Annotated in this window: 22 protein-coding genes and 1 riboswitch; of the genes, 15 read left to right on the forward strand and 7 right to left on the reverse strand. The window is 61.5% G+C overall.

The features are described from left to right. The first annotated feature begins 3 nt into the window (after positions 1-3). The 8 genes from arnC to BN1129_RS05675 all read left to right on the forward strand — a co-directional run bounded on the left by arnC (position 4) and on the right by BN1129_RS05675 (position 8,034). On the forward strand, positions 4-981 hold the full coding sequence (gene arnC, locus BN1129_RS05640; protein ID WP_042035030.1) for an undecaprenyl-phosphate 4-deoxy-4-formamido-L-arabinose transferase: 978 nt from the start codon (positions 4-6) through the stop codon (positions 979-981). Next, a complete protein-coding gene (gene arnA, locus BN1129_RS05645) occupies positions 981-2,972 on the forward strand; it encodes a bifunctional UDP-4-amino-4-deoxy-L-arabinose formyltransferase/UDP-glucuronic acid oxidase ArnA (RefSeq protein WP_042035031.1) in 1,992 nt (663 codons plus the stop codon). Before arnC ends, arnA begins: the two co-directional genes overlap by 1 nt. After that, positions 2,965-3,864, forward strand: a complete 900-nt coding sequence (arnD, locus tag BN1129_RS05650; protein WP_042035032.1) for a 4-deoxy-4-formamido-L-arabinose-phosphoundecaprenol deformylase — start codon at positions 2,965-2,967, stop codon at positions 3,862-3,864. Before arnA ends, arnD begins: the two co-directional genes overlap by 8 nt. A gap of 107 nt (positions 3,865-3,971) precedes the next feature. Continuing rightward, complete coding sequence (gene arnT, locus BN1129_RS05655) at positions 3,972-5,615, forward strand: lipid IV(A) 4-amino-4-deoxy-L-arabinosyltransferase (protein WP_042035034.1); 1,644 nt, start codon at positions 3,972-3,974, stop codon at positions 5,613-5,615. Next, on the forward strand, positions 5,615-5,959 hold the full coding sequence (locus BN1129_RS05660) for an EamA family transporter (protein ID WP_042035036.1): 345 nt from the start codon (positions 5,615-5,617) through the stop codon (positions 5,957-5,959). The genes arnT and BN1129_RS05660 overlap by 1 nt, the downstream gene beginning before the upstream one ends. Beyond that, on the forward strand, positions 5,956-6,384 hold the full coding sequence (gene arnF, locus BN1129_RS05665) for a 4-amino-4-deoxy-L-arabinose-phosphoundecaprenol flippase subunit ArnF (RefSeq protein WP_052449316.1): 429 nt from the start codon (positions 5,956-5,958) through the stop codon (positions 6,382-6,384). The genes BN1129_RS05660 and arnF overlap by 4 nt, the downstream gene beginning before the upstream one ends. Before the next feature lie 231 nt (positions 6,385-6,615). Continuing rightward, the gene (locus tag BN1129_RS05670) at positions 6,616-7,485 is read left to right on the forward strand and encodes a phosphoribulokinase (RefSeq protein ID WP_042035040.1); all 870 of its coding nucleotides are present in this window, start codon (positions 6,616-6,618) and stop codon (positions 7,483-7,485) included. Positions 7,486-7,500: 15 nt separating this feature from the next. After that, on the forward strand, positions 7,501-8,034 hold the full coding sequence (locus BN1129_RS05675) for a DUF4136 domain-containing protein (protein ID WP_042035042.1): 534 nt from the start codon (positions 7,501-7,503) through the stop codon (positions 8,032-8,034). Positions 8,035-8,101: 67 nt separating this feature from the next. Here BN1129_RS05675 and BN1129_RS05680 read toward each other — a convergent pair whose 3' ends face one another. Beyond that, positions 8,102-8,398 (reverse strand): MliC family protein, encoded by a 297-nt coding sequence (locus BN1129_RS05680; RefSeq protein WP_042035043.1) that lies wholly within the window; start codon positions 8,396-8,398, stop codon positions 8,102-8,104. 49 nt (positions 8,399-8,447) lie between these two features. After that, entirely contained in the window at positions 8,448-8,852 is a 405-nt protein-coding gene (locus BN1129_RS05685) for an OsmC family protein (protein ID WP_005311765.1), read from the reverse strand. 310 nt (positions 8,853-9,162) lie between these two features. Between BN1129_RS05685 and crp the strand changes: the two genes are divergently transcribed. Continuing rightward, positions 9,163-9,801 carry a cAMP-activated global transcriptional regulator CRP gene (crp, locus tag BN1129_RS05690; RefSeq protein WP_042035044.1) on the forward strand — a complete coding sequence of 213 codons (639 nt, stop codon included), beginning with the start codon at positions 9,163-9,165 and terminating at the stop codon, positions 9,799-9,801. Positions 9,802-9,923: 122 nt separating this feature from the next. Continuing rightward, on the forward strand, positions 9,924-10,724 hold the full coding sequence (locus BN1129_RS05695) for a putative RNA methyltransferase (RefSeq protein WP_042035045.1): 801 nt from the start codon (positions 9,924-9,926) through the stop codon (positions 10,722-10,724). A gap of 61 nt (positions 10,725-10,785) precedes the next feature. Here BN1129_RS05695 and BN1129_RS05700 read toward each other — a convergent pair whose 3' ends face one another. The 3 genes from BN1129_RS05700 to BN1129_RS05710 form a co-directional block, all read right to left on the reverse strand. After that, the gene (locus tag BN1129_RS05700; protein ID WP_042035047.1) at positions 10,786-12,702 is read right to left on the reverse strand and encodes a glycoside hydrolase family 19 protein; all 1,917 of its coding nucleotides are present in this window, start codon (positions 12,700-12,702) and stop codon (positions 10,786-10,788) included. Positions 12,703-12,777: 75 nt separating this feature from the next. Further along, on the reverse strand, positions 12,778-15,390 hold the full coding sequence (locus BN1129_RS05705) for a glycosyl hydrolase family 18 protein (RefSeq protein WP_042035049.1): 2,613 nt from the start codon (positions 15,388-15,390) through the stop codon (positions 12,778-12,780). A gap of 111 nt (positions 15,391-15,501) precedes the next feature. Then, a riboswitch (cyclic di-GMP riboswitch) is annotated at positions 15,502-15,589 on the reverse strand. 173 nt (positions 15,590-15,762) lie between these two features. Further along, positions 15,763-19,263: a hybrid sensor histidine kinase/response regulator gene (locus BN1129_RS05710; RefSeq protein WP_042035050.1), complete on the reverse strand. Its 3,501-nt coding sequence runs from the start codon at positions 19,261-19,263 to the stop codon at positions 15,763-15,765. Between the two features lie 226 nt (positions 19,264-19,489). On the opposite strand from BN1129_RS05710, the gene BN1129_RS05715 reads away from it, so the two are divergent. Both BN1129_RS05715 and BN1129_RS05720 read left to right on the forward strand, forming a co-directional pair. After that, the gene (locus BN1129_RS05715) at positions 19,490-20,038 is read left to right on the forward strand and encodes a DUF2975 domain-containing protein (protein WP_042035052.1); all 549 of its coding nucleotides are present in this window, start codon (positions 19,490-19,492) and stop codon (positions 20,036-20,038) included. A gap of 7 nt (positions 20,039-20,045) precedes the next feature. Then, a complete protein-coding gene (locus tag BN1129_RS05720) occupies positions 20,046-20,255 on the forward strand; it encodes a helix-turn-helix domain-containing protein (protein WP_042035054.1) in 210 nt (69 codons plus the stop codon). A 138-nt stretch (positions 20,256-20,393) separates the two neighbouring features. Here the strand turns inward: BN1129_RS05720 and BN1129_RS05725 are convergent, their stop codons facing one another. After that, positions 20,394-21,539, reverse strand: a complete 1,146-nt coding sequence (locus BN1129_RS05725) for a 3-phenylpropionate MFS transporter (RefSeq protein WP_042035057.1) — start codon at positions 21,537-21,539, stop codon at positions 20,394-20,396. A 271-nt stretch (positions 21,540-21,810) separates the two neighbouring features. Next, complete coding sequence (locus BN1129_RS05730; protein ID WP_042035059.1) at positions 21,811-23,904, reverse strand: TonB-dependent hemoglobin/transferrin/lactoferrin family receptor; 2,094 nt, start codon at positions 23,902-23,904, stop codon at positions 21,811-21,813. A gap of 188 nt (positions 23,905-24,092) precedes the next feature. Here BN1129_RS05730 and BN1129_RS05735 point away from each other — a divergent pair, with 188 nt between their 5' ends. From BN1129_RS05735 to BN1129_RS05745, 3 genes are read left to right on the forward strand one after another with little or no spacing between them, the layout of a single operon-like run. Next, positions 24,093-25,076 (forward strand): ChaN family lipoprotein, encoded by a 984-nt coding sequence (locus BN1129_RS05735; protein ID WP_042035061.1) that lies wholly within the window; start codon positions 24,093-24,095, stop codon positions 25,074-25,076. Between the two features lie 20 nt (positions 25,077-25,096). Beyond that, positions 25,097-25,648 (forward strand): cysteine hydrolase family protein, encoded by a 552-nt coding sequence (locus BN1129_RS05740; protein ID WP_042035063.1) that lies wholly within the window; start codon positions 25,097-25,099, stop codon positions 25,646-25,648. A 39-nt stretch (positions 25,649-25,687) separates the two neighbouring features. Beyond that, positions 25,688-26,092: a hypothetical protein gene (locus BN1129_RS05745; RefSeq protein ID WP_042035064.1), complete on the forward strand. Its 405-nt coding sequence runs from the start codon at positions 25,688-25,690 to the stop codon at positions 26,090-26,092. Positions 26,093-26,119 lie beyond the last annotated feature (27 nt).

Consider the following 26,119-nt stretch of genomic DNA (forward strand, 5'->3'; position numbering starts at 1 on the left):
CACGTGAACAACACAGATATCAAGCTGGTGTCGGTGATCATCCCCGTCTACAACGAGGAGGCCAGCCTGCCCATGCTGCTGAGCCGGGTCACCGCCGCCTGCGAACGGCTGCCCCAGGATTACGAGGTGCTCCTGATCGATGACGGCAGCCACGACGGCTCCACCGAGATCATCAGCGAGGCCGCCGCCAAAGCCGGCAGCAAGCTGGTCGGGGTGCTGCTCAATCGCAACTATGGTCAGCATGCCGCCATCATGGCTGGCTTCGAGACCGCCAAGGGGGATCTGGTGATCACCCTGGATGCGGATCTGCAGAACCCGCCGGAGGAGATCCCCCGTCTGGTGGAGGCTGCCATGCAGGGCTATGACGTGGTGGGCACGGTACGTCGCAACCGCCAGGACTCCTGGTTTCGCAAGACTGCCTCCCGACTCATCAACAAGTCGGTGCAGAAGGCCACCGGCGTGCACATGAGCGACTACGGCTGCATGCTGCGGGCCTACCGCCGCCACATCATAGACGCCATGCTCTGCTGCCAGGAACACAGCACCTTCATCCCCATCCTGGCCAACAGCTTCGCCCGCCGCACCATAGAACTGGAAGTCGGCCATGCCGAGCGGGCCCACGGGGAGTCCAAATACGGCCTGATGCACCTCATCAACCTGATGTATGACCTGGTCACCTGCATGACCACCACCCCCTTGCGGCTGCTCAGCATCGTCGGCAGCGTGGTGGCGGGCATAGGTTTCACCTTCTCCATCCTGCTGATCCTGATGCGCTTGGTGATGGGCTCAGACTGGGCGGCCGATGGCGTCTTCACCCTCTTTGCCATTCTCTTCACCTTCGTCGGCGTACAGCTGCTGGGCATGGGGCTGCTCGGGGAATACATAGGCCGCATGTACACAGACGTGCGCGCCCGTCCCCGCTACTTCATCCATCAGGTTGTGCGCACCGCCTCCACGCCTTCGCAACAGGAAGCTGAATAATGAACGTTGTCGTCTTTGCTTACCATGATATCGGCTGTACCGGTATCGAGGCCCTGCTCGAGGCAGGTTACAGGATCCAGGCCGTCTTCACTCACGCCGACGATCCCGGCGAGCACCGCTTCTTTGGCTCGGTAGCCCAGCTCTGCGCCGAACACGATCTGCCGGTCTACTCCCCCGAGGATGTCAACCATCCGCTCTGGGTCGAGCGCATCAAGGAGCTGGCGCCCCAGGCCCTCTTCTCCTTCTACTATCGCAACATGCTCAAGCAGGCGATCCTGGATATCCCCTCGGCCGGTGCCTTCAACCTGCACGGCTCCCTGTTGCCCGCCTACCGCGGCCGCGCGCCCATCAACTGGTGTCTGGTCAACGGCGAGACCGAAACCGGCATCACGCTGCACCAGATGACGGCGCGGCCCGATGCCGGTGACATCGTCGCCCAGCAGGCCGTCGAGATAAAAGACGCCGACACGGCGCTGACCCTGCACGGCAAGGTGCGCCTCGCCGCCAGGACCTTGCTCGAGGCCGAGCTGCCGAAGCTGCGCACCGGCGACATCTCGCTCACCCCGCAGGATGAGAGCAGGGCCAGCTACTATGGCCGCCGCACCCCGGCCGATGGCGAGCTGCACTGGGAGCACTCGGCCCAGGCGCTCTACAACCTGGTGCGCGCCGTCACCCAGCCCTATCCGGGCGCCTTCAGCTTCGCCGGCGATCGCAAGCTGACGGTGTGGAAGGCAACTCATCTCGAGCAGACCAGCGACAAGCTGCCCGGCACCATCCTCAGCCAGGATCCGCTGCGCATCGCCTGCGGTGAAGGAGTGCTGGAAATCGTGGCAGGCCAAGTGGAAGGCGGCCTCTATGTGCGTGGTGCCCAGCTCGCCCGTGAACTGGGTCTGGTGGCAGGCATGCGGCTCGGCGCCAGGGCCAGCAATGCCCTGCGCAAAGAGCGATTGACCCGGGTGCTGATCCTCGGGGTCAATGGCTTCATCGGCAACCACCTGACCGAGCGCCTGCTCAAGGATGGCCGTTATGAGGTCTATGGACTGGATATCAGCGCCAGCGCACTGGAGCGCTTCATCGGCCATCCCAACTTCCATTTCGTGGAGGGGGACATCAGCATCCACACCGAATGGATCGAGTATCACATCAAGAAGTGCGACCTGATCCTGCCGCTGGTGGCCATCGCCACCCCCATCGAATACACCCGCAACCCGCTGCGCGTGTTCGAGCTCGATTTTGAAGAGAACCTCAAGATCGTCCGCTACTGCGTGAAGTACCACAAACGCATCATCTTCCCCTCCACCTCCGAGGTGTACGGGATGTGCGACGATCACAGCTTCGATGAAGATGAATCCCGCCTCATCGTCGGCCCCATCCACAAGCAGCGCTGGATCTACTCCGTCTCCAAGCAGCTGCTGGATCGGGTGATCTGGGCCTATGGCAAGAAAGAGGGGCTCAGCTTCACACTGTTCCGCCCCTTCAACTGGATGGGGCCGCGCCTCGACAGCCTGGACTCCGCCCGCATCGGCAGCTCTCGCGCCATCACCCAGTTGATCCTGAACCTGGTGGACGGCACCCCGATCCAGCTGGTGGATGGCGGGGCCCAGAAGCGCTGCTTCACCGACATAGAGGACGGCATCGAGGCGCTGTTTCGCATCATAGAGAACAAGGGCAACCGCTGTGATGGTCAGATCATCAACATCGGCAGCCCGGACAACGAGGCCAGTATCCAGCAGATGGCCGAGGTGCTGCTCGGCAAGTTCGAAGCACACCCGCTGCGCCACCACTTCCCGCCGTTTGCCGGCTTCAAGATGGTGGAGAGCAAGTCCTTCTACGGCGATGGCTATCAGGATGTCTCTCACCGTCGTCCCAGCATCAAGAATGCCCGCCGCCTGATCGACTGGGAACCGACCATCGACATGGAAGAGACCATCGGCAAGACCCTGGACTTTTTCCTGCAAGGGGCGGTCTCCACGGGTGTCGAGCATGATTGATGTGGGTCTGCGGATCGACGTTGATACCTTCAGGGGGACCCGTGACGGGGTTCCCCGCTTGCTGCAACTGCTCGACAAACATCAGGTCAAGGCCAGCGTCTTCTTCTCGGTCGGCCCCGACAACATGGGCCGCCACCTGTGGCGCCTGCTCAAACCCCGCTTCCTGCTCAAGATGCTGCGCTCCAACGCAGCATCCCTCTACGGGCTGGATATCCTGCTTGCCGGCACCGCCTGGCCCGGCAAGCCCATCGGCAAGCAGCTGGGCTCCCTGATGCGCGACACCGACAGCGCTCGCCACGAAGTAGGGCTACACGCCTGGGATCACCACGGCTGGCAGGCCAATACGGGCCGCTGGGATGAAGCAACGCTTATTCACCAGACAAGGCTGGGGGTGGATGCCCTCAGCCAGATCCTGGGTCGGGAGGTGGACTGCTCCGCCGCCGCTGGCTGGCGGGCAGACCCGCTCACCACCCAGGCCAAGGAAGCGTTCGGCTTTCGCTACAACAGCGATTGCCGTGGCAGCGGCCTGTTTCGGCCCCTGCTGCAAGACGGGCGGCTCGGTACGCCGCAGATCCCGGTCAGTCTGCCCACCTTCGATGAAGTGGTCGGCCCTGAGGTGACGGCGGCGCAGTTCAACGCCTTCATCCTGAGCAAGCTCTGCACGCCGCCGCAGGGAGCACCTCACGTCTACACCATTCACGCCGAGGTGGAGGGCATCGTCATGGCCGAGCAGTTCGATGCGCTGCTGGCCGAGGCAAGCGCCCGCGGCATCCGCTTTGTTCCGCTGGGGGATTTGTTACCATCCGATCCCGGTCAGCTGGGCGCCGGACGGCTGGTACGCGGCACCCTGCCGGGGCGAGAGGGATGGCTTGGCTGCAAGGCCGACGCATAAACCATGACGCAACACATCAGGCCACCAGCAAGTGACTGGATGAACCATGCCCCTGGGGGCGACCTGATGAACCATTGCGCTCACCACACCATGCTACAGAGGATGTCATGACCTTGACCAAGTGGGCCCTGCCCCTGTTCTTTCTCTTGTTTTACCTGCTGCCCCTCGGTCAACGGCCACTCTGGAGCCCCGACGAGAACCGTTACGCCGAGATAAGCCGTGAAATGGTGAGTACGGGGGATTGGGTCGTACCCCACTTCCTGGGCTTGCGCTATTTCGAGAAGCCCATCGCCGGTTACTGGTTCAACAGCATCAGCCAACAGCTGTTGGGTGACACCAACTTCGCCGTGCGCTTCGCCCCGGCCGTCGCCACTGGCCTGAGCGCCCTGCTGATCGTCTGGTTCTCGCTGCAGTTGTGGCAGTGCCGGCGCAAGGCCTTACTCGCCGGACTCATCTATCTGTCGCTGTTGATCGTCTACGGCATAGGCACCTACAGCGTGCTCGATGCCATGGTCACTCTCTGGATCAACGCGGCCATGGTCAGCTTCTACATCATCCGCAAGGAGGGATCGCTGCGCAGCCGGGTCGGCGGCTATCTGCTGTTTGGCCTCGCCTGCGGCATGGGTTTTCTCACCAAGGGCTTCATCGCCCTGGCGGTGCCCGTGGTGGTCATAGTGCCCTACGTCATCTATCAGCGCCGTCTGCTCGAACTGGTACGCTTCGGGCCGCTGGCCATCCTGAGCGCGGTCCTGCTGGCCGCCCCCTGGGCTATCGCCGTGCACCTGCGCGAGCCCGATTACTGGCACTACTTCTTCTGGATTGAACACATACAGCGCTTCGCGGCGGACAACGCCCAGCACAAGGCGCCGTTCTGGTACTACTTGCCCATGGGACTGCTCGGCACCCTGCCCTGGCTTGGCCTGCTGCCCGGCGCACTGCGCAAGGGCTGGCAGGATCGCAAGATAAGCCCTGAGACCCTCTATCTGCTGGCCTGGGTGGTACTGCCATTGCTGTTCTTCAGCATCGCCAGGGGCAAGCTTATCACCTACATTTTGCTCTGCTACGCCCCGCTGGCCATGCTGATGGCCGCCAGCGCCGTCGACCTGCTCAAGGAGGGGAAAGAGCAGGCATTCAGGCTCAACGCCTGGCTGAACGGCCTGTTCGGCCTTAGCTGCCTGGCGGTGCTCGCCGTGCAGGCCTTCTCTCCCAGCCACGCCGTCTACGGCGAAGAGGATCACGGGGCGCTGGCGGTGGCCATGGTCATCTTCGCCGGCTGGGCCCTGCTCGGTTTCATCCAGCTGAAGGATGTCAGTCGCCGCTGGCCCCTGAGCGCGCTCTGCCCCATGGTACTGGCCATAGGGCTGCCCTGGGCGCTGCCGCAATCCCTGATCGATTCCAAGCTGCCGGAGCGCTTCATCGAAGCCAACCAGGTTGTGCTGATGCAATCCGACACCCTGCTGGCCAACGATGTGGGGCTGGCCTCCTCCCTCGCCTGGGAAACCCGGCGCAGCGAGATCATCCTGTTCGGCAGCAAGGGAGAGGTCTATTACGGGCTGGGCTATCCGGATGCCAAGGGGCGCTACGTGGCGCCCGCCGACTTCCCGGCCTTGCTGGCCGAGGCACGTAAAAAAGGTCAGGTGGCCCTGTTAATGAAGACGGATCGGGACGGCAACACGGGCCCGGTGCCACCGGCTGACGAGACGATAGTGAGTCATCGGCTGACGCTGTTGATCTACCATGGGGCCCAGTGATGGACATACTGTTGCTCCTGTTGGTGTGCCTGCTCACCTGCGGCGGCCAGATGCTGCAAAAGCAGGCGGTCATCAGCTGGCAGCGCCAGCCGTGCAGCCACTGGCAGAAGCTGTTGTCACCTTGGCTCATCGCCAGCGTGGTGGCCCTCGGCAGCGGCATGCTGCTCTGGATCTGCCTGCTGCAACGGCTGCCGCTGAGCATGGCCTACCCCATGCTCAGCCTCAATCTGGTGCTGGTGCTGATAGGCTCGCGGCTGTTCTTTCACGAGCAGATCACCTATCACAACTGGCTGGGGGCTGGCGCCATCATCATTGGCGCCCTCTTGCTGGGAGGTTTGCTATGAGTGGCGTTGGCAAAGAACCTGCGGTGACAGGGAGGCCTGCGATGAAGGGTTATCTCTATGTGCTGGGCAGCATACTGCTGGTGACCCTGGCCCAGCTCGCCATCAAGTGGGGGGTGATCCAGTTGCCCACCTGGCAGGCGGATCTCGCCATCATGCTGGCCCATCCGCTGCCGCTGCTGGTCATCACAGCCGGGGTGGGCTGCTACGCCCTGTCGCTGCTCTGCTGGTTGGCAGCGCTGCACTCCACCCCGCTCAACATTGCCTACCCCCTGCTCAGCACCAGTTATGCGCTGGTCTACCTGTTGGCGGTCAGCATCTTTGCCGAGCCGCTGGAGCCTGGCAAGGCGGTGGGGGTGATCTTCATCCTGCTGGGGGCCGTGATGGTGGGGATAAAACCGGCGAGCAAGAAGCACAACTCACATTAATCCATCACGGGTGGGTACCCGCTATCCTCCCTGTGTAAGGGCTGCTTCGTCAGCCCTTTTCTTATAATGCGGATCCCCCTGCTCACTCGTCTCCTCTCCCCTTCGTCGCTGCGCGCCAAGGAACAAGTGTCACGCCAGAGAACCAGTCGGGCAGCTGTACTGACAAGCGGCGCACTTGACCTCACTCGGAACATGCCTTTATAACGGAACGCCCAAGGAAGAGAGAATTCTATGTCGGCCAAGCATCCCATTATTGCGGTTACCGGTTCGTCCGGTGCCGGCACCTCCACCTCCACCAACGCCTTTCGCTCCATGTTTCATCAGCTGGGTTACAAAGCGGCCGTGGTTGAAGGGGACAGTTTTCATCGCTACACCCGACCGGAAATGGACGTAGCGATCCGCAAGGCGCGCGAACAGGGGCGCCACATCAGCTATTTCGGCCCCGAGGCCAACGACTTCGGTCTGCTGGAGTCCTTCTTTCAGCAGTACGGCCAGAACGGCAGCGGTCAGTATCGGCGTTATCTGCACAGCTTCGACGAGGCGGTGCCCTTCAATCAGATGCCGGGCACCTTCACCCCCTGGCAAAACCTGCCAGCCGACACCGACCTGCTGTTCTATGAGGGGCTGCACGGCGGCGTGGTCACCGAGGATCACAACGTGGCCCGCCACGTGGACTTTCTCATCGGCGTGGTGCCCATCGTCAACCTGGAGTGGATCCAGAAGCTCATCCGCGACACCTCGGAGCGCGGGCATTCGCGCGAGGCGGTGACCGATTCGATCGTCCGCTCCATGGATGACTACATCAATTTCATCACACCGCAGTTTTCCCGCACCCACATCAACTTCCAGCGGGTGCCGACCGTGGATACCTCAAACCCCTTCAGTGCCAAGGTGATCCCGAGTCTGGACGAGAGTATGCTGGTGATACGGTTTCGTGGCATCAAGCAGGTGGACTTCCCCTACCTGCTGTCGATGATAGATGGCGCCTTCATGTCACGGATGAACACCATAGTGGTACCAGGCGGCAAGATGGGCTTTGCGATGGAGCTGATCCTGCGCCCACTGATCCAGCAACTGCTCGAAACCGGCAAGATCACCTGAGCCAAGGAGTTTATGATGCGGCTAGCGTTTCTCTCTGTGGTATTGGCCGCCCTGCTGGGCGGTTGCAGCAGCGGCCCCGCCGCACCGACCGTCGAGCCGGGCACCATGGTGGTGCGACCGGCGACCAACTGGCCGTTCGGGGCGACGCCGCGCTACGCGCTGGCCGAGCAGTTCCAGTATGCGGGTGACAATGCCGAGGGCTGGCTGGAGCCGGTGCAGCAGGCGGTCAATCAGGTGCTCGGCAGCAAAGGCTGGCAAAGTGTGCCCCTCGCCGAGGCCGATGTCTGGGTCGCCATCGGCGTCGCGGGCAGCAAGGATCTGAGCGATGGCGAGATCTTCGCCCGCCTCGGCATGACCCCCGGGCTGCAGGCCAAAGCGGGCGATCGCAAGGGCACCCTGGCCATAGTGCTGCTCGACCGGCGCACCCAGCAGGCGGTGTGGAGCAGCACCATCTCCCTCGCCAGCGATGTGGCCATCCCGGAGGCGTCACGCCGCCAGCTGAGCCAGCAACTGGCCAGCCAGATGCTGAACACCCTGCCGACCCGCTGATACGAAGCCCTTCCTCATAAAACAGAACGGCCTGCGCGAGCAGGCCGTTGCGATCACACCATGACAATCACTTGCGCTGACAGGTCAGCAGGGTCACCCCTTTTTGCGTGAGGAGGACCTGCTTTTCCTGCCTCCAGAAGGTGGTGACACCGTCGGAATACTTTTCACCAGACTCCGCTTCCACCCGTCCCAGCTTGTGATACACGCCGGCATAGGGGAACTGCACCATCTCGGCCTGGGCATCATAGGCCACGGCCAACAGCTCTTCCCCGCACTGGTACTGGCTGTACTGGTACTGGGTTGGTTGCGGCATGCTGCAGGCCGCCAGCCCCAGCAGAGGAAGTAACAGGGTTATGTTTTTCATTGCACTTTCCTTATGTCATGGTGGTATTCAATCGGCAGAGTCGTGGCTATCAGGCTTCAAGAATTTGATAACTATGGGTAATTTCTACCGCTTTTTCCAACATCAGTGAAACGGAACAGTACTTTTCCATCGACAGATCCACTGCGCGGGCCACCTGTTTCTCCGCCAGCCCCTTGCCGGTCACGACGAAGTTGAGGTGGATTTTCTCGAATACCCGCGGCACCGACTCCACTCGCTGCCCTTCCAGCTCCACATGGCAAGCGGTCACGGATTGACGCGCCTTCTCCAGGATGGAGACCACGTCGATTGAGCTGCAACCGCCCACCGCCAGCAGGATCATCTCCATCGGGCTGGCACCTTCGCCGGGGTTGGCGCCGTCCAGAGTCACCTGATGACCGGACTCACTCTCGCCGACAAACTTCATGCCTTCCACCCAGCTGACCTTGGCTTTCATCTCACATTTCCTCTTAAATAACGACAGTTCTGAGTGACATAGCATACCCCAGACGACGCGGCAGCGGCACATGTCCGCTATTTTCGCGAACTTGCAGGCTAACTAGATCAAAATCAACATCTGATGCCGCCATCTTCCCTAAAATGGGCGAGATAGCGCAATGGGCAACAAGGGGATCTGGCAAAAGCCCTCAAAGCCTTGTCAGCACAGACAAAGGCTCTTATCCTACTGCGACTAATACAAGGAATGGCAAGGTTGGCAGCTTGCCCGGACGCACGAGTCCATAAAAAGACACTACAGAGGAATTCTCATGGTCATTGGCAAACCGCAAAGCGATCCCACCCTGGAATGGTTCTTGTCGCACTGCCACATTCATAAGTATCCCGCCAAGAGCACCCTGATCCATGCGGGTGAGAAAGCGGAAACCCTCTACTACATCGTCAAGGGCACTGTGGCCGTCTTGATCAAGGACGATGAAGGCAAGGAGATGATCCTCTCCTATCTGAACCAGGGCGACTTCCTGGGCGAGATGGGCATGTTCGAGGAGAGCGAGACTCCGGAGCGTTCCGCCTGGGTGCGCGCCAAGGGCTCCTGTGAAGTAGCCGAGATCTCCTACAAGAAGTTCCGTCAGCTGATCCAGGTCAATCCGGAAATCCTGATGCGTCTCTCCGCTCAGATGGCGACTCGACTGCAGCACACCAGTCAGAAAGTCGGCAACCTGGCCTTCCTGGACGTGACCGGCCGGATCGCCCAGACCCTGCTCAATCTGGCCAAACAGCCGGATGCCATGACCCACCCGGATGGTATGCAGATCAAGATCACCCGTCAGGAGATAGGCCAGATCGTTGGCTGCTCCCGCGAAACCGTCGGCCGGATCCTCAAGATGCTCGAAGAGCAGGAGCTGATCTCCGCCCACGGCAAGACAATAGTGGTGTTTGGCACCCGCTGACAGGGTTCCCTGACGGCTCAGCACAGGACCGTTGGATAAAAAAGGCTGCCACGGCAGCCTTTTCTGATCGTCTCCCCTATAATCCTGCACGCCCTTCCCCGGCCTCAACCAAGCGAGTGTGTATGCATCTTCAATGTCCCCTTTGCCGCAGCCCCCTGCATCTTCACGAAGCATCCCGCGGGGTCTATTGCGACAACAAGCACCATTTCGATCCGGCTCCGGAAGGCTATCTGGATCTCATTCCCGGCAAGAAGAACCCCAAGGACAGTGACAGTCGCGCCCTGATGCGCGCCAAGCGCAACTTCCTGGAACAGGGTCACCAGGCGCCGCTGGTGGATGCCATGGCGGCCCTGCTCGCCCCGCTCGGCCCCCGCGAGCTGATCCACCTGGGTTGCGGCGAAGGCTACTACTGCCGCGCCCTGGCCGAACGCCTGCCCGAGTGGCAATTTGGCGGATTTGATCTGGCCAAGAACGCCATCTTCGCCGCCAACAAGGTACAACCACAGGGCCAGTTCGTCATCGCCGATCCGGCGCGCGCCCCGCTGCAACCGGGCACGGCCCAGGTACTGCTGGTCAACGATCTCAAGATCAAGACAGAGCAGCTGGTCAGCTGGCTGGCACCGGGTGGTTACCTGCTTTACCTGCAACCGGGCCCACGCCACCAGTGGCAGCTGAGGGTCAGCCTCAACCCGGTGAGCATGGAGCACCCGCTGAGCTGGCCCACTCTCGGTGGCCTCACCCCTCTGGGCCAGGAGCGTTGCCAATTCGCCATGACCATGGATCACTCCCTGCGCAGCTTCATCCTGGAAACCAGCCGCCTCGGCTGGCGCGCCAGCGGTGAACAGCGCCACGCCTTTACCCAGCAGGGACCGGATGAGCTGGAACAGGATCTGCTGCTGAGCCTGTGGCAAAAGCCGCTCTGATGACGCGTCCTCCCATGACAAAAGGCCCTGACGGGCCTTTTTTATTGAACGAATACAGTCGTCACAGCTTGATCCAGGCATCCCCCCAGGCCGTGCCCTTGCCCGGCTCATAGGCCCAGGCCGCGCCCGCGCACCAGCCGCTGTAGGGGTGAGGCTTGCACTGGTAGTTGCCCCCCAGATTACTCACCTTGTCCCCCGCCTTGTAGGCCGTACCTGCTTTGTAAGGAGGGTTACCATCCGGCGGCGTAGTGCCGCCACTGCCCTTGATCAGGATCTCATGGGTCGCACTGCGACTGAGCCCCTTCTCGTCGGTTACCTTGAGCACGAAACCGTAGCGGGTATCGCTGACCGGCGTAGCTGGCAGGGTGGTACTCAGGGTGGGCTGGGTCAGATCCGACGCAGTGGCGCCAGCGGGCAGGGTCCAGGCGTAGTCGAGCGGCTTGCCTTCCGGATCGCTCGACCCCTGGCCGGACAGCAGCACGGTCGCACCGCCCAACGCCTCGCTCGGGCCGCTGATATTGGCTACCGGCGGCAGGTTGCTGCCACCGCCGTTATCCTCGATCACCACCTCGGGGAAGAAGTGCTGCACGCACTGGCTGTAGTCCCGCGCCTTGAAGGCACTGAAACGGGTCTGGTAACCCACCAGCTTGCAGGCATAGCTCTTGCCGCCATTGGGGTTGCCCGGCACATAGCTCCAGTCATTCTCCCAATAGATAGGCAAGGCGCCCGCACCTGCCTCGTCAAAGTACTTCATGTTCTTGCAACCAAGCACCTCGTCTGCCGGCACTGGCACTCCCAGATACTGGGCCTGGGCCTGATAGTAGGTGATGCGGTTCTGGGACTGGGCATGCTCGGCCGCGCCGCCGCACTCCACCCCGCCGTTGATGATCTGGGTCGTGACCCCGAAGCCCGGCACCAGCCCGTTCTGCCGGTCGTGGGCATTGGGCTGCCAGGTGCCGTCGATCACGTGCAGCATGGAGGGCTTGGGCGGCTGTGGATAGACGAAAAAGAAGACGGCGCTGGCGAGGTTGAGCCAGGTGTCCGCCACTCTCTCCGGGTTATCCAGCAGGGTGCGCACTGTGCCGAACATGGCCTCGGAGAAGGGGCCGTAGTTGTAGTTGTACGACAGCTGCTTGGCGCCACGGCCGAAATAGCCCTTGAACTCGCCGTTCTCGAACTTGCCGCACGGCCACTGCTGGCCTTGCCACACATCCGGCCGGCACTCGGCGTTGTAGCCGCCGCGCATCTGCTCGGTCCAGCCCATCTCCCGCACCCAGACCAGCCCCTGGCGCCACTCGGGCTCAGGTCGCCAGCTCTCGTGACCGCCGGTTTCCTGGGCGAAGTGGGCAAACATGGTGGCCAGCGACTTGCGGCAGATGGCCTCGGCATTGCGTCCGTCGCTGTAGTCACCGCAAAAAGCCGGGAACTTGGCCACCGCCTGCAGGAAGCCGCGGTAGGTGTATTCCGGGGCCCGCAGCGGGAACAGGAAGTTGAACTGCGACTCGCTGATCACCCCCTCGACCCGCTTGACGTTGGCGGGGTTGAGCGGCAGGCCGGGGGCCACCGCCTCGACCACGGCATTGTCACTGGTCGCGATGGAGGCTTTGACTGCCGCCATGGCCGGGAAGTCGGTGAGAGCCTGCTCCCTGGCATCCAGCTCGCTCTGGCTCAGGTAGACGGGGGCGCCTTCGGTCGCACCGCTCCCCCCCTCCACTGGCGGTGTGATGCCCCCGCCGCCATCGGACGGGGTCGCCTCGCCGTCACCCAGCAGGGTCCACGGAGAGTCCCATTCATTGGCGACCTGCAGCGCCGGGCTCTGGCCCGGATTGGCATACCACTTGGCTTCGTAGATCTTGCCGTTGAAACTGACCTGGCTGCCGCCACTGTAACCCTGATTGATGTTGTAGGCGTCAGCCGCCCAGAGGTGTCCGCTCAGCATCAGGCTGGCAAGCAGAAGTGTCGTGCGATTTTTGTTCATTATTGTTGTTCTCCGGTTTTCTTCGAAAAGGGACGGGGCCAGACCAGCCCCGCCATCATGTTTGGGGCTGCCCCCTTACGGGCAGCTGGCGACCCCGATATCAAGCCAGACGCCGGACTTGCCAGGCTCATTGCCCTGATTCCACCATTTGGCCTGCCAGCGGCGACCACCGTGATTGACCAGATCGCCGCCGTTATAGGCAGCTGCGGTATCCCAGCCCAGCTCGACCTTGCTCTCGAGCTGCCACTGATCGGCCCCTGGGGTGGGCTCATTGCCTCGGCTCCAATACTTGGCGCGCCATACCAGCTGGTTGTGGCTCACCTTCTCGCCACCGCTGTAGGTGGTCGCGGCCTTCCAGGCAGGCCAGTTGGCGGCATCGGGATCGGTAGCATTGCAGTCGCCGCCACCGCTGACCGGGGTCACGGTGAGGCGGGTCTTTGCCTGGGCATCCAGCGCGCCGTCGGTCACGGTGACCGTGAGGTCATAACTGGCCTCCACGGTCACGTAGGGGCCTGTCACCACCAGGGTCTTGCTGTTCTGACCGCTGGTGGTCAACCCGGCCGGGACGCTCCACTGATAGCTCAGGGTGTCGCCGTTGGGATCGCTGGCGTTGGCGGTGATGGTCACCTGCTTGCCGGCCTCTACCGAGACCTTGTCCTGCACCGTCACCACAGGCGGCAGGTTGGGTTGCGGCGCCTTGTTGGTCACTACCAGCTGATCCTTGGCACTGAGGTTGTGATCGTCGGTCACCGTCAGTTCGAACACCAGATTCACGTCCTGGCTGACCACGTCGACGCTCACCTTGGCCTTGGCCTGGTTGGCATCGCTCAGGGTCGCCTTGGGACCGGAGATCTGGGTCCAGCTGTAGTTCAGCACGGCCCCTTCCGGATCGCGGGAAGCAGAACCATCCAGCACCAGCTCGGCCGGGCCCGTCACGGCGATATCATTGCCTGCACTGGCCACCGGCGGCTTGTTGACCGGCGGTGTTGTGCCTTCCCCGTTGCCCAGCCCCTCGTGCATGGCATTGAGAATGTCGCCATTGTCGGCATCGATTTCCCAAGCGAACATGCCGCCGAGCTGGTTGGCCAGCACATATTGCCCCTTGGCCTTGACTGAACGCTCGTCATCGAAGGTGATGAGCTCGCCGGTGAAGGCCTTGAACACATAGGGCGCCTCGGCCGCCTCGTCGTAGTTGTACTGCCAGTCCCCGGCCATCTTGCCCTTGGCGATGCCGCGATAATCGATGACCCCCTTCTCCCAGATCCCTTCCGCCTCGCTGCCCGCAATCGGGCCGGTGGCGATGCCGGTGAAGGGGTTGTTGCCCTGATAGCCGCTGACACCGGTCCAGCCACGGCCATACATGGCCGCGCCTACCACGACTTTGCCCGGATCCACCCCCTGGCCCAGCAGCGCCTTCACCCCCTTGTCGGTGGTGTACTTGGTGTTGGGATCCCAGCTCGCCTCATAGAGCGCAGTCTGGTGGCCCAGCCCTGTGTTGGTCCAGGCACCGTTGAAGTCGTAGCTCATCAGGAAGAGATGATTCATGTATTGCTGGGCGGCGCGATAGTCCACCTTGGCAATCTTGTCACCGCCAGCGCTGATGGCGGAGGTGAGCTCGTAGGTGCGGCCCGTCTCTGCGCTCAGCTCATCGAGCATGGCGCGCAGCTCCTTCATCAGCAGCACATAAGTCTCGCCATCAGAGGCGCTGCCCAGTTTGGGGTTGGCCCCCTGCCCCCCCGGGAACTCCCAGTCGATATCCACCCCGTCGAAGAATTTCCAGGTCTGCAAATACTCTTTCACCGAAGCGACGAAGGTGTCGCGTTTGGTCTTGTCACCGAAGAAGAAGAAGGGGTCGGAGAGGGTCCACCCGCCGATGGAGGGGAGAATTTTCAGGTCAGGATAGGCCTTCTTGAGCGCCATCAGGTTGCCGAAGTTGCCCTTGTAGGGCTCATCATAGGCGGTGAGATTGCCCTGCCCCATCTGGATAGCGGCCCAGGGATCGTGGATGGAGACCTTGAAATCCTCGCGCCCGGTACAGGAGCGTTGCAGCGCCTCGAAACTGCCCGCGATCTCTTTCAGGCTGTCGTTGATGCCATTGCCGCCGCAGATGGGAGTAAAGCCGTAGAGTATGTGAGTCAGGTTCTGGGCCGGAACCTTGTCCACGGTGAACTTGCGACCATAGACACCCCACTCCACGTAGTAGGCCCCCACCACCTTGCCGGACTTGTTGGCGTAAGGCTTGTTGTTCTCCTGCAGCGGTGCCTTGAGCGGCACCAGGTGGCTGCCGTCTGTGTCCGCCACCAGGATCGCTTTTTTGTCGGAGAGAGTGCAACCGTCGGCGTTGCAGAGCGCCACCTGCATCTGGTAGCGGCCCCCCTTGGTCACCTTGAAATTGGCGGTGCCGGCGGCGGATGCGGCACCGGACCACACCTCCTTGCCATCGAGTAACACCTTGGCCGTCTGGCCAACGTCACCGGACCAGAGGTTCCAGCTCACGCTGACCTGGGCGCCATCCTTGTGGACAGTCACCAGCTTGTTGTAGGAGGTGGCGGCTTGATCCACTTCGACGATGGCGAACTTGGTTTCGCCCCAGCCTATGGTGGGTTTGCCGGGTGCGGCTGCGAACGCGGAGGAGGCACACAGGCCCCCGACCAACAATGCCAGTAATGAGGGTTTTGGACTTAACATAGTTGAATATCCTTATTTCGTTCTTGGAATAAACAACGAAAAAGGCAACGCCAACCTGACAGGTCACGTAGACAACATCGCACCATGGCTTGGCCCATGGGCGAAACAACCTGTGGTGGCCCCGCTATCTTAGGTACTGCTGACCCTTAGACCGGAAGCTTTGCGTCCCGAACTTTCGTCCGGTTTGCCTTTGGCACAACTTGATTTGCGACAAAAAATAATCGCCAGTTGACTATAAGAAGTTAAATAAAGAAGGGCAAACCAATGACCGGTTATTAATAGACCACATTTGATCGATAAATAGCCTCAAAAGAGAAGAAATAGTGCCTAACTGAGCAAAAAAGCACCACCCCTATCCCCTTAAGGTCGCGATTAAAAATAAGACGAATTACTTGTTTCGTGATCATCATCAAGTTTGGCCGGCCGCAATATGCTGTTCATCAGCGCCCGCAACTTGAGCGGTTTGACCGGTTTACTGATGTAGCCGTAACCGTGTTCACGGATCTGTGCCTGCAACCCGCTCTTGCGATCCGCGCTGATGATGATGCCGCCGATGTCGTTGCCATGGGCGAGGCGCAGCATGTGCAACGCCTGCAAGCCTGTCTTGCCATCATCCAGGTGGTAATCGGACAACACCAGCTGCGGCAGGAAGCCACCGGCGATGAGATCCTCGGCCTGAACCAGGCTCTGGGCGCAGACCACCTCGCAGCCCCAGCGCCCCAGCAGGGAGTGCATGGCGATGAGGATATCGCTCTCGTTGTCGATACAGAGCACCCGGATCCCCTCCAGCTGGCTGTCCCTCAGGGCGGGTGCCGCCACCTGCGTCGTTGCGACAGGACGGGTCGCCAGGTTGAGGGTGATGGCAAACACGGAGCCCCTACCCGGCCAGCTGCGCAGGGTCAGGTTGTGGCCCAGCACCAGGGCGATACCGCGGGCGATGGCGAGCCCCAGCCCCAATCCCTGCTCCTTGGCGGTGCGGGAGTGATCGAGACGGGAGAACTCGTCGAAAATGGCCTCCTGCTTGTCGGCCGGAATGCCGGGGCCGTTATCCCACACCTCGATGCGCACCTTGTCCCCCATCCGGCGGCAACCGAGCAACACACGGCCGCCCGGGTTGTAGCGAAACGCATTGGTGAGGAAGTTTTGCAGCACCCGGCGCAGCAGGCGCACATCGCTGTACACGGCCAGCTTGCTCTCCACCACCGAGAACTGTATGCCCCCCGCCTGGGCCAGCACCCCGAACTCCGCCTTGAGGTTGGCAAGCACGTCGTGCAAGGCGAAATCCAGCTTCCTGGCCTTGAACTTGCCTGCTTCGAGGCGCGAGATATCGAGCAGATCCGTGATGAGATCCTCGGTCGCCCCCAGCGCATCGTCGATGTGACGGGCGATGCGGGCCGTCTCATCCCGGGGCGGCAACATCTCCAGCAAGGAAGAGGTGAACAGCCTGGCGGCGTTGAGCGGCTGGGTCAGATCGTGGCTCACCGCCGCCAGGAAGCGGCTTTTGGAGTGGTTGGCCCGCTCCACCTGCTGGTTCACCAGCAGCAGCTGACGGTTGAGTTCGGAGAGCTCGTGAGTGCGTTCAGCCACCCGCGCCTCCAGGTGTTCGTTGGCTTCGCGCAGCACCCGCTCGGCGTCGCGAAACGGGGTAATGTCGGTAAAGGTCATGACGAAACCGCCAGCTGGCATGGGGTTGCCCTGCATCTCGATCACCCGGCCATCGGGTCGCTCCCGCGCCGAGATGTGGGGGCTGCCACGCAGCATGAAGGCGACCCGCCGTGCCACATGGGCCTCGATATCTCCCGGGCCGCACAGCCCCTGCTCGGCGTTGTAACGGATTATCTCCTCGATGGAACGCCCTGCCTGAATAAGCCCCGGCGGATAGTGAAACAGATCTATGTAGCGCCGGTTCCAGGCCACCAGCTTGAGCTCTCTGTCCACGACCGAGATCCCCTGCCCCATGTGTTCTATGGCCCCCTGCAGCAGGCCTCGGTTGAAGCGAAACACATCTGAGGCCTCGTCCACTATGGTGGCTATCTCCTCCAGCTGCATGTTACGCCCCTGCAGGGCAGAGGCCAGCACCAGCCGGGCGGACGAGGTGCCGAACACCCCCGCCAGCAGCCGCTCCGTGTGAGCAATGAGTTCGGCCGACGCCTGCATCTGGGGCGCCAGTGTGCCGCCCCGCTCGCCGGCAAAGCGACCGAAGGCCCGCTTGACCCGGCTCGAGCCGACGAAGCGGGCCGCCAGCATCTCCAGCTCCTTGACCGAGACCCGCGCCTGATAGAGGGCCGTGGTATCGCGGCTCGGCTTGCCGACGAAGTTGGCCGCCTGCAACCGCTCACTCACCGCCGCCCGCGACAACAGGGAGCCCATCACATAGCCGAGCAGGTTGAGCAAGAGGCTCAGAAAGATGCACCAGGCCCCCAGGCTCAGATCGCGGAAGGCAGGCCAGTCCGGCGGCGCCAACAGGGCTTCCAGCGGCGAGCCGGCCAGCAGGCCGCTCTCTGCCAGCAGGGTCGCAAACCAGAGGCTGACCCCGAGGGCGAGGCCAAGATAGACCCCCTTGCGATTGCCGTGCCGCCAGTAGAGGCCGAGCAGCAGGGCCGGTGCGAACTGGGCCACGGCGCCGAACGACAGATAGCCGATGCGCGACAGGCTGGTGAGATCCCCAAGCCAGAGGTAGAGCCCCCAGGCCGCCAGCAGGATCAGCAGGATGGCACCCCGGCGCACCTGCAGCAGCAGGCGCACCAGTCGCTCGTCCCGCCCCTGCTGCCAGAAGCGGCGCAGCAGCACAGGCAGCACCAGATCGTTGCTGACCATGATGGCCAGGGCTATGGTAGAGACGATCACCATGCCGGTGGCCGCCGAGGTGCCGCCAAGAAACGCCAGCATCGCCATGCCGTCGAAACCGAGTGACATAGGCAGGCTTATCACATAGGTATCCGAAGCCATGTCGGCCCCCACCCACTGTTTTCCCGCCAGCGCCAGCGGCCAGACGAAGAGCCCCATCACGAACAGATAGAGCGGGAACAGCCAGCGCGCCCAATGCAGATCCTGGCCCTGGTTGTTCTCCACCACAGTCACATGGAACTGGCGCGGCAGGCAGATGACGGCACACATGGCAACCAGGGTGTAGATGGTGAGCTCCAGCAAACCACCCGGCGTCACCGCCACCACGGCATCGAGAAAGTCGCTGGCCACCAGGGTGCGGGCCTGGCTCGGCTTGCTCAGGATAAGCCATAGCGCGAAGCCCCCCACAGTCACGAAGGCAAGCAACTTGACGACCGATTCGAAGGCGATGGCCACCACCATGCCTCTGTGGTGCTCGGTGGCATCCAGGTTGCGGGTGCCGAACAGTATGCTGAACAGCGCCAGCAACAGGGCCACGCCGAGGGCCAGTCCGGCAGTATTGCCAGTGGGGCCGGCAGACACTGAGTTGGCCATCAAGAGATCCAGCCCGGTCACTATGGCCTTCAGTTGCAAGACCAGATACGGGAGTATGCCCATGATGGCGATCAGCGCTATGACCATGGCGAGACGCTGGGACTTGCCATAGCGGGCGGCGATGAAGTCGGCGATGGAGGTGATGTGCTCACGCTTGGCCACCAGGATAAGGCGGGCCAGCAGTCGCCAGCCAAACAGGAACACCAGCATGGGGCCCAGGTAGATGGGCACCGGCGACCAGGGAGATTCGCTGGCCTGACCGACGGTACCGAAGAAGGTCCAGGAGGTGCAGTAGACGGCCAGCGACAGGCTGTAGAGCAGGGGTTGCCCCTTGAGGCGACGGCGCTTGCTCTTGTCAGCCACATAGGCGATCAGAAATAGCAGCCCCAGATAAGCGAGTGACAACCCGATCAGCAGCCATCCCTGGTGCATCGATAACCCCTTGTCCATGTTGATAATTTGCATGCAGTTTCGCCAGTCTAGAGAGACTGGTGGCAAAAGTCACTCTTGATGGCATCAGCAAAAATTATCGTTTTTCAATAAAAAATAACTTGCGTGATTATCGAAAAACGACAAACATACCCTTGAGTTTATTGATAAACAATAACCTCTAACAACAGATACACAATCTCTCTTTTATTCACGCAAGAGGTAAACGATGAAACAGAACACGCTGGAACGAACAAGTAAGCTAATCGAGTGGATCTTGCTCTTTGCACTGTTGGCCACCCCACTGATCACCATTCTGGAGAACTGGGCAAATATCGGCAGCGGAAACCTGTTACAGCAAGAGCTGGGCAAGCTGGTCAGTCGCCCCGGTATCAACCCCGGTGACTATCCCTTGTCCCTCGCCACCCGACTGCTTGCTACCGCGGTGCAATTGCTGCCGGATCTGGTCTTCATGCTGATGCTGTGGCAGTTGCGTCAGCTGTTTCGTAGCTACCGCCATGGCCTGTTGTTCACCTTCGAGCAGATCCGCCGTTACCGGCAGATAGGCCTGCTCCTGTGCACTGCATTCATGGTCGATCTGATCCACACCTCCTTGCTGGATGCAGCCCTTACCATAAGCGGCCCCAAAGTACTCGGCACAATCTCTCTCAGTACATCCGATTTCCGGGCACTGCTGGCGGGATTTATCGTACTGGCGCTGGCGCTGGTGATGAACGAAGCCAAGCAACTGGCCGATGAACAACAACTGACAGTGTGAGGATCCCATGCCCATCATAATTCGGCTCGACGCCCTGCTGGCCGAGCGCAAAATGACAGCCCGTGAGCTGGCCCAGCGGGTCGACATCACAGAGGCCAACCTCTCCATTCTCAAAAACGGTCATGCCAAGGCGGTCCGCTTCTCCACCCTGGAAGCCATCTGCCGCGAGCTGGGCTGCCAGCCGGGCGACCTGCTGGGCTATGAGCAAGCGCGCTAACCCGCAGGACACCCGTCATGACCCTTGATCCCGTCATCCAGGGCCTGTTGCTGCTCCCCTTGTGGGGAGCAGCCGCCGAAGGCGCCCCGGGCCCAAGCGACCAGCTCATGGCCAGACCCGACACCCTGCTGCTTCGCGTCATCCCGGAAGGGACGCCGCCTCGTCAGGGTGCAACCGCAGGAAGAAGACAGGCACCACCACCAGCACCATGATGAAGAAGATGCCGCCACCCAGCGGCTCGAACAGCAGGCCGCACAGCATCATCAGGGCGGCGACCGTCATCCCGAGGCCCAGCGCGGCGTAGAGCGCCTGAGTGGGGATCAACTGCTCGGCCGGCAGCTGGCGGGTCATGAAGCGCACGGCGCCGAGATGGCTGACGCAGAAGGTGACCGCATGGAGCAGCTGGCCCGCCACCAGCACCAGGATCTCGGTGGAGGCGCCGAGCAGGATCCAGCGCACCACGCAGCCCAGCGCCCCCACCAGAAACAGGGTCTGGGCGCCAAACCGGTTGAGAAAGCGCTTGTCGGCGGCGAACATGCCGATCTCCGCCACCACCCCCAGCGCCCACAAATAGCCTATGGTGGTGCCGCTGTAACCCGCCGCCTTCCAGTGCATGGCGCTGAAACCGTAGTACGCGGCATGACTGCCCTGCAGCAGGGCCGAGATCAGCAGGAAGCGGCGCACCGGGGGGGACTTCAGGGTATCGAGCAGGGAGGCTTTCGCCCGCTCCCCCTGGATGTCCCGGGGCGCCGGATGCAGCGGCAGCCAGCTGAGCAACAACATCAGCACCAGCCCTGCCACCATGGTATGCAGCACCCAGTCGCTGCCAAAATTCCCCACCAGGGCCCCCACCAGCGTCGACGCCACTATGAAGGCCAAGGAGCCGAACAGCCGCACTTTGCCGTAGTCGAGGTGCACCTGCACCACCATGCGGGTGGCGAGTGCCTCCCCCACCGGCATCAGGGTCGGATAGATGAAGTTCGCCACCAGGGTCAGCCCCACCAGCCACCAGAGGCCATGACTGAGATAAAAGCCAAGAAAGGCCAGCAGGCTCAGCAGGCAAAGCAGGCGGGTAACGGGCAGCAGGTGCCCGGCCCCCTTGATCTGCCCCATCACCAACAGGTTGCCGGCAAAGCGGATCGCCATCCCGGCGCCCAGCAGTAGACCTATCATCTCGGCGCTTACTCCTATGCCCTCCAGCCAGAGCGACCAGAACGGCAGGTAGGCGCCATAGACGAAGTAGAAGGCGCCAAAGAACAGGGCTAACCAGGAGAAGGCGGGCATAGATCCTCGACAACGAGAAGAAGGGGCACAAATGATAACCGATTTTAGGACCAGGATCCTGCGAGCCAGGCGCAAGCCGAAATGAAAAACAACAATAAAATTGAACGATTACCGTAAGGACGGTGTCTATTGAGTAACACCACTTCCTGGTTAGTGTTGCAATCCTTCCACCCGCTTCTGGCGGGTTTCTTTTTGGCGGCAACAAGCCGCTTTCCGCCCACGGAAAAGGGGCCTGACGGCCCCTTGGTCAATGTCCTGCTGTACTGCGGTATCAGAATATGTACTTGACCCGTGCGCTCAGGTTGCGGCCCGGCTCGGTCTGGTTGCTGGTGTTGGTCGTGGCACTCAGCCCCGTGATGCTCTCGTAGCTGACGTACTCCTTGTCAAACAGGTTGAAGACACCCACGTTGAGCTGCAGATCCTGCATCGGCTTGAACTGGGCATAAAGATCCACCACACCCCAACCTGCGCTCTTGATGTTGTCGTTCCCCCTGGCATCCTTGCCCACCTTGTCCATGTCGTCGGCAAAGCGCAGCGCAGTGTTGATGTTCCAGTTGGGCTGTTCCAGCCGCACACCCAGGCTGCCGTTGAGCGGGCTCAGGCTATTGATGTAGTTGCCGTTGCCATCCTTGCCTTCGATGTAGCCCAGGTTGCCCCAGACGTTGACCAGATCATTTAGCCAGTAATCCGCCTTGACCTCGCCCCCTTTCGTGGTCGCTTTGTCCAGGTTCTGGTACTGATACACCTTAGTGCGACCCTCGGTGCCGATCTGGGCCAGATCGATGAAGTCATCGAACTTGTTGTAGAAGGTCGCCACTTCGTAGCTAAAGCCACCGGCACTGCCGCGTATACCCAGATCGATGCCGTTACTGCTCTCGGACTTGAGATCCGGGTTCGGCTCGATGCGATAACCGTATGCCTGATGGTTAAGGGTGGAGAAGGCGTTGTCATACATGGGCGCCTTGAAACCGTGGCTGTACTGGGCGAACAGGTTGGCAGCCTCGTGCGCCTTGAACACCAGCCCCAGCTTGGGCGAGAACTCCCCTTCGGAGAACTGCTGGAGCTTCTCGCCCGTGTAGGCGGGATCCTCATCAGGCGTCATCTGGTAGTAGTCGTAACGGGCGCCCGGGGTCAGCACCCAGCGCTCGCCAAACTTGATCTCGTCGAAGGCCCACAGCGCGCTGTGCTCGCTGGTGGTGGGGGGGAAGCTCAGCTCGCTGTAGCCGATGAAATCCCCCGGCACGGTCGGCGCCTTGAAGCGGGTCCGCTCGTTGTCGGTGTGCTCATACTCCAGACCCCAGGCCAGACGCTGGCTGGCCAGCGCTTTGCTGAACTTGACCTGGGCACCCAGGCTCTTCTGCTCGAAGCCGTTGCTGTCCAGCGAGTTCTTGGTCACATAAGGGTTGGTCGGCTTGACCGGGTACTTGGACGAGGCGTACTGATCCAGGGTCTGCTTGGTACGGGCGTAGTAGAGCTTGCTGTCGATGCGATCGACCCAGGGCGCGTTCAGGGTGATGCCGTGATCCAGCACCAGGGAGAGGTTGTCCGTGTCCTTGTCGGTGATCGGCTGATTGAAGACGGAGGCAACCTTGGTGAGATCAACGGCATCCGGATCCTGCCCTTCGCTGAAGTAGTCGACGGTCAGCTTGAGGAACTGATCTTCGCTCAAGTGCCACTGGCTCTTGAACAGCACGGCCTGGCTGACAATGTCGAACTCACTCTTGTCACTGTCGTAGTTCTGGGTCACACCACCGTCACGCCAGGTGTAACGCAGCAGGTTCTCGAACTCACCGCTACGCAGGGCACCAGTGAAACCGGCCATGTTCTGGTGGCTGCTGGAAGCATAGCCGGTGGTGGCGTCCAGATAGCTGTCGCGCCCCTTCAAGAAGTCGCCTGCGTCCTTGGTGGTGATGACGATGACGCCCCCCAGCGCATCGGATCCATAAGCCGCAGAGGCGGGTCCCTTGGCCACCTCAATCTGCTTGATCATGTCGGTGTCGAAATAGCTCTGACCCACCCCGCCGTTCTTGTAGGCATCGTTCTGGCGTACGCCGTCACGCACTATCTTGACCCGGTTCTCACCCATGCCGCGGATGATGAAGGTCTGAGCATCGCCGGCGCCGCCAAGGACAGTGACACCCGGCTCGTAACGGAACAGGTCGGCGACGTTGCTCACCACCTGCTCTTCAATCTGTTCAGCCGTGATCACCGAGATGGGGCCGGAGACATCCTCCAGTCGTTGCTCCATCCGTGAGCCACTGACGACCATGACTTCATCTGCTTGCTTGTTCGTCGCGAAGACCGGGGAAGCGAGACCGGCCGCCACAGCAAGGGCAACCAGCGATAGGGTGTTGTTATGGGCCACTGCGAATCCTTATTGAGAACTGTTATCAAACAGCAGGCATATTACTCAGCTCGCAACAAATATCAACAGTAAAGGGAATCATTCTCATTTTCTTTTGTCGTCATTAGGTTCTACACTATTCCCCTCTGTTTTCCGACTCGCCATGCTGCCATTGTTATGACTCTGGCCCTGCTTCGTTGTGAGATACCATGACTCGATTACTGTTCCTGCTCACCCTTCCCCTGCTACTGGCCGCCTGCACGACAGTGCCCGATGACGATGCCGGCACCCTCTACCACTATCGGCTCAGCGCGGGCCAGCCCGATGCCAACCAAGGTGAACTGACGCTGACCCAGGCGGTGGAGCGGGTGGCGGACGCCGATATAGTGCTGGTGGGCGAGCTGCACACCCACTCGGCCGTGCACCTGCTGCAGGCCCGCCTGTTGGCGGGGTTGGCGAATACCTCCCAGGCCGATGGCCGCGGTCTGGCGCTCTCCATGGAGCAGTTCAGCCGCGCCGATCAGCCGGTGCTGGACGCCTACCTCGCCGGACGCATAGGTGAAGCCGCCCTCATTCGCGATGGCAACGCCTGGCCCAACTACCAGAGCGACTATCGTCCGCTGGTGGAGTTCGCCAGACAGCAGCACCTGCCCGTCATTGCCGCCAACGCCCCCAAACCGCTGGTGAGCTGTGTCGGCCAGGAAGGGCCCGCCTGGCTGGACAAGCTCCCCGCCCATCGCCGCAGCCAGCTCGCCCGCGAACTCACGCTGACCGACGATCCTTACCGCCAGAAATTCATGGTCTCGCTCCACCATGGTGATGCCGACGACAATGCCCGCCGCTTCGCCGCTCAGACCAGCTGGGACGACACCATGGCCGAAAGCATGGTGGATTACCTAAATAGCCACCCGGGCCAACGTATCATGCACATCGCCGGCAACTTCCACGTCGAGGGGGGGCTGGGGCTCGCCAGCCGCATCGCCAGCCGCAACCCGGCGCTCAAAGTGGCGCTGGTCGTGCCAGAGACAGAAGCGCAGCGCGATGCGCACGCCACCTCCGGGCGGACCGCCGACATCCGGGTACGGATCAGCCCCCTGCCAGAACGCTGGCTAAATGCCGATGAAATGAAGCAAGATATGATCGCACTGCATCAATCCCGAAGCCGTGACTGCAGCCAGTGGCTGCAACCCTGAAAATTGCCTAAGGATTTCATATGGATGTGTTACTGGTCATCGACATGCAACAGGGGTTGTTTACTGACCCCCGCCATCAGGACGCGCAGGTCATCGCCAACATTAATCGCTTGGCAGACAGCGTGCGGGCCAACCAGGGGCGTGTCATCTATGTGCAACATGACGCACCGGGTTCTGAACTGGAACCCGGCAGTGCAGGCTGGCAGCTTCACGCCGATCTCACCCCGGGCCGCGGCGACAGCCGGGTGCGCAAGACCGCCTGCGACAGCTTCCTCGATACCGAGCTCGGCTTCCTGCTGGCAGAGCAGGCGGTGGACAGGCTGCTGATCAGCGGCTGTGCCACCGATTTTTGCGTCGACACCACGCTGCGCAGCGCCGCAGCCCATGGGTTCGACGTGTTTGCGGTGACGGATGCCCACACCACGGCGGATCGCCCTCACCTGAGCGCGGAGAAGATCATCGAACACCACCACTGGATGTGGCAGCATCTGAGCCTGCCAAAAGGCAGAGTCGTGACCCTGCTCAGCACGGATCAGCTGCTTGAGGCCATCCAGCCCGAGCTGGCGTGTTAATCTGCCTCTCTTGAAGTGATCACCTGATTGGAGTCTTGTGTGCGTCTACTGTCTGCCGTTGCATTCATGCTGTTGTTACCGGTAATCACTGCCTGCTCCGGTTTGCCGGGGCTACAGCCGGATGGCCCGGCCCCCCTGTTTCGAACTCATATCAACGAAGAGGGGAGCAAGCGCTTCACCTTCGAAGCTGCGCCGCTCGACACCCTGCCCACCCGGCTGCAAGAGAACGACGGCAGTCGTATCAGCCGCAGCAAGAGTCTGCTGGAACGGCGTGATGCCCTACAGGACGCACAGTTGACCCAGACCCTGGCCGAGCAGAAGTATTGCCGCGATGGCTATATCGTCCTCAGCCAGACCTCCTGGAAGATCCGGGGCGAATGCAACGAGACGGCCCATCAGGCCGATCGGGATGCCTTCCCCAACAAGGCCTCCTGGCAGGACTAGCTAGCGTTCAGGCGTGACACGCAATAA

Origin of the sequence: Aeromonas popoffii (assembly GCF_000820025.1) — a bacterium.
GTDB classification, from domain to species: Bacteria; Pseudomonadota; Gammaproteobacteria; order Enterobacterales; family Aeromonadaceae; genus Aeromonas; species Aeromonas popoffii.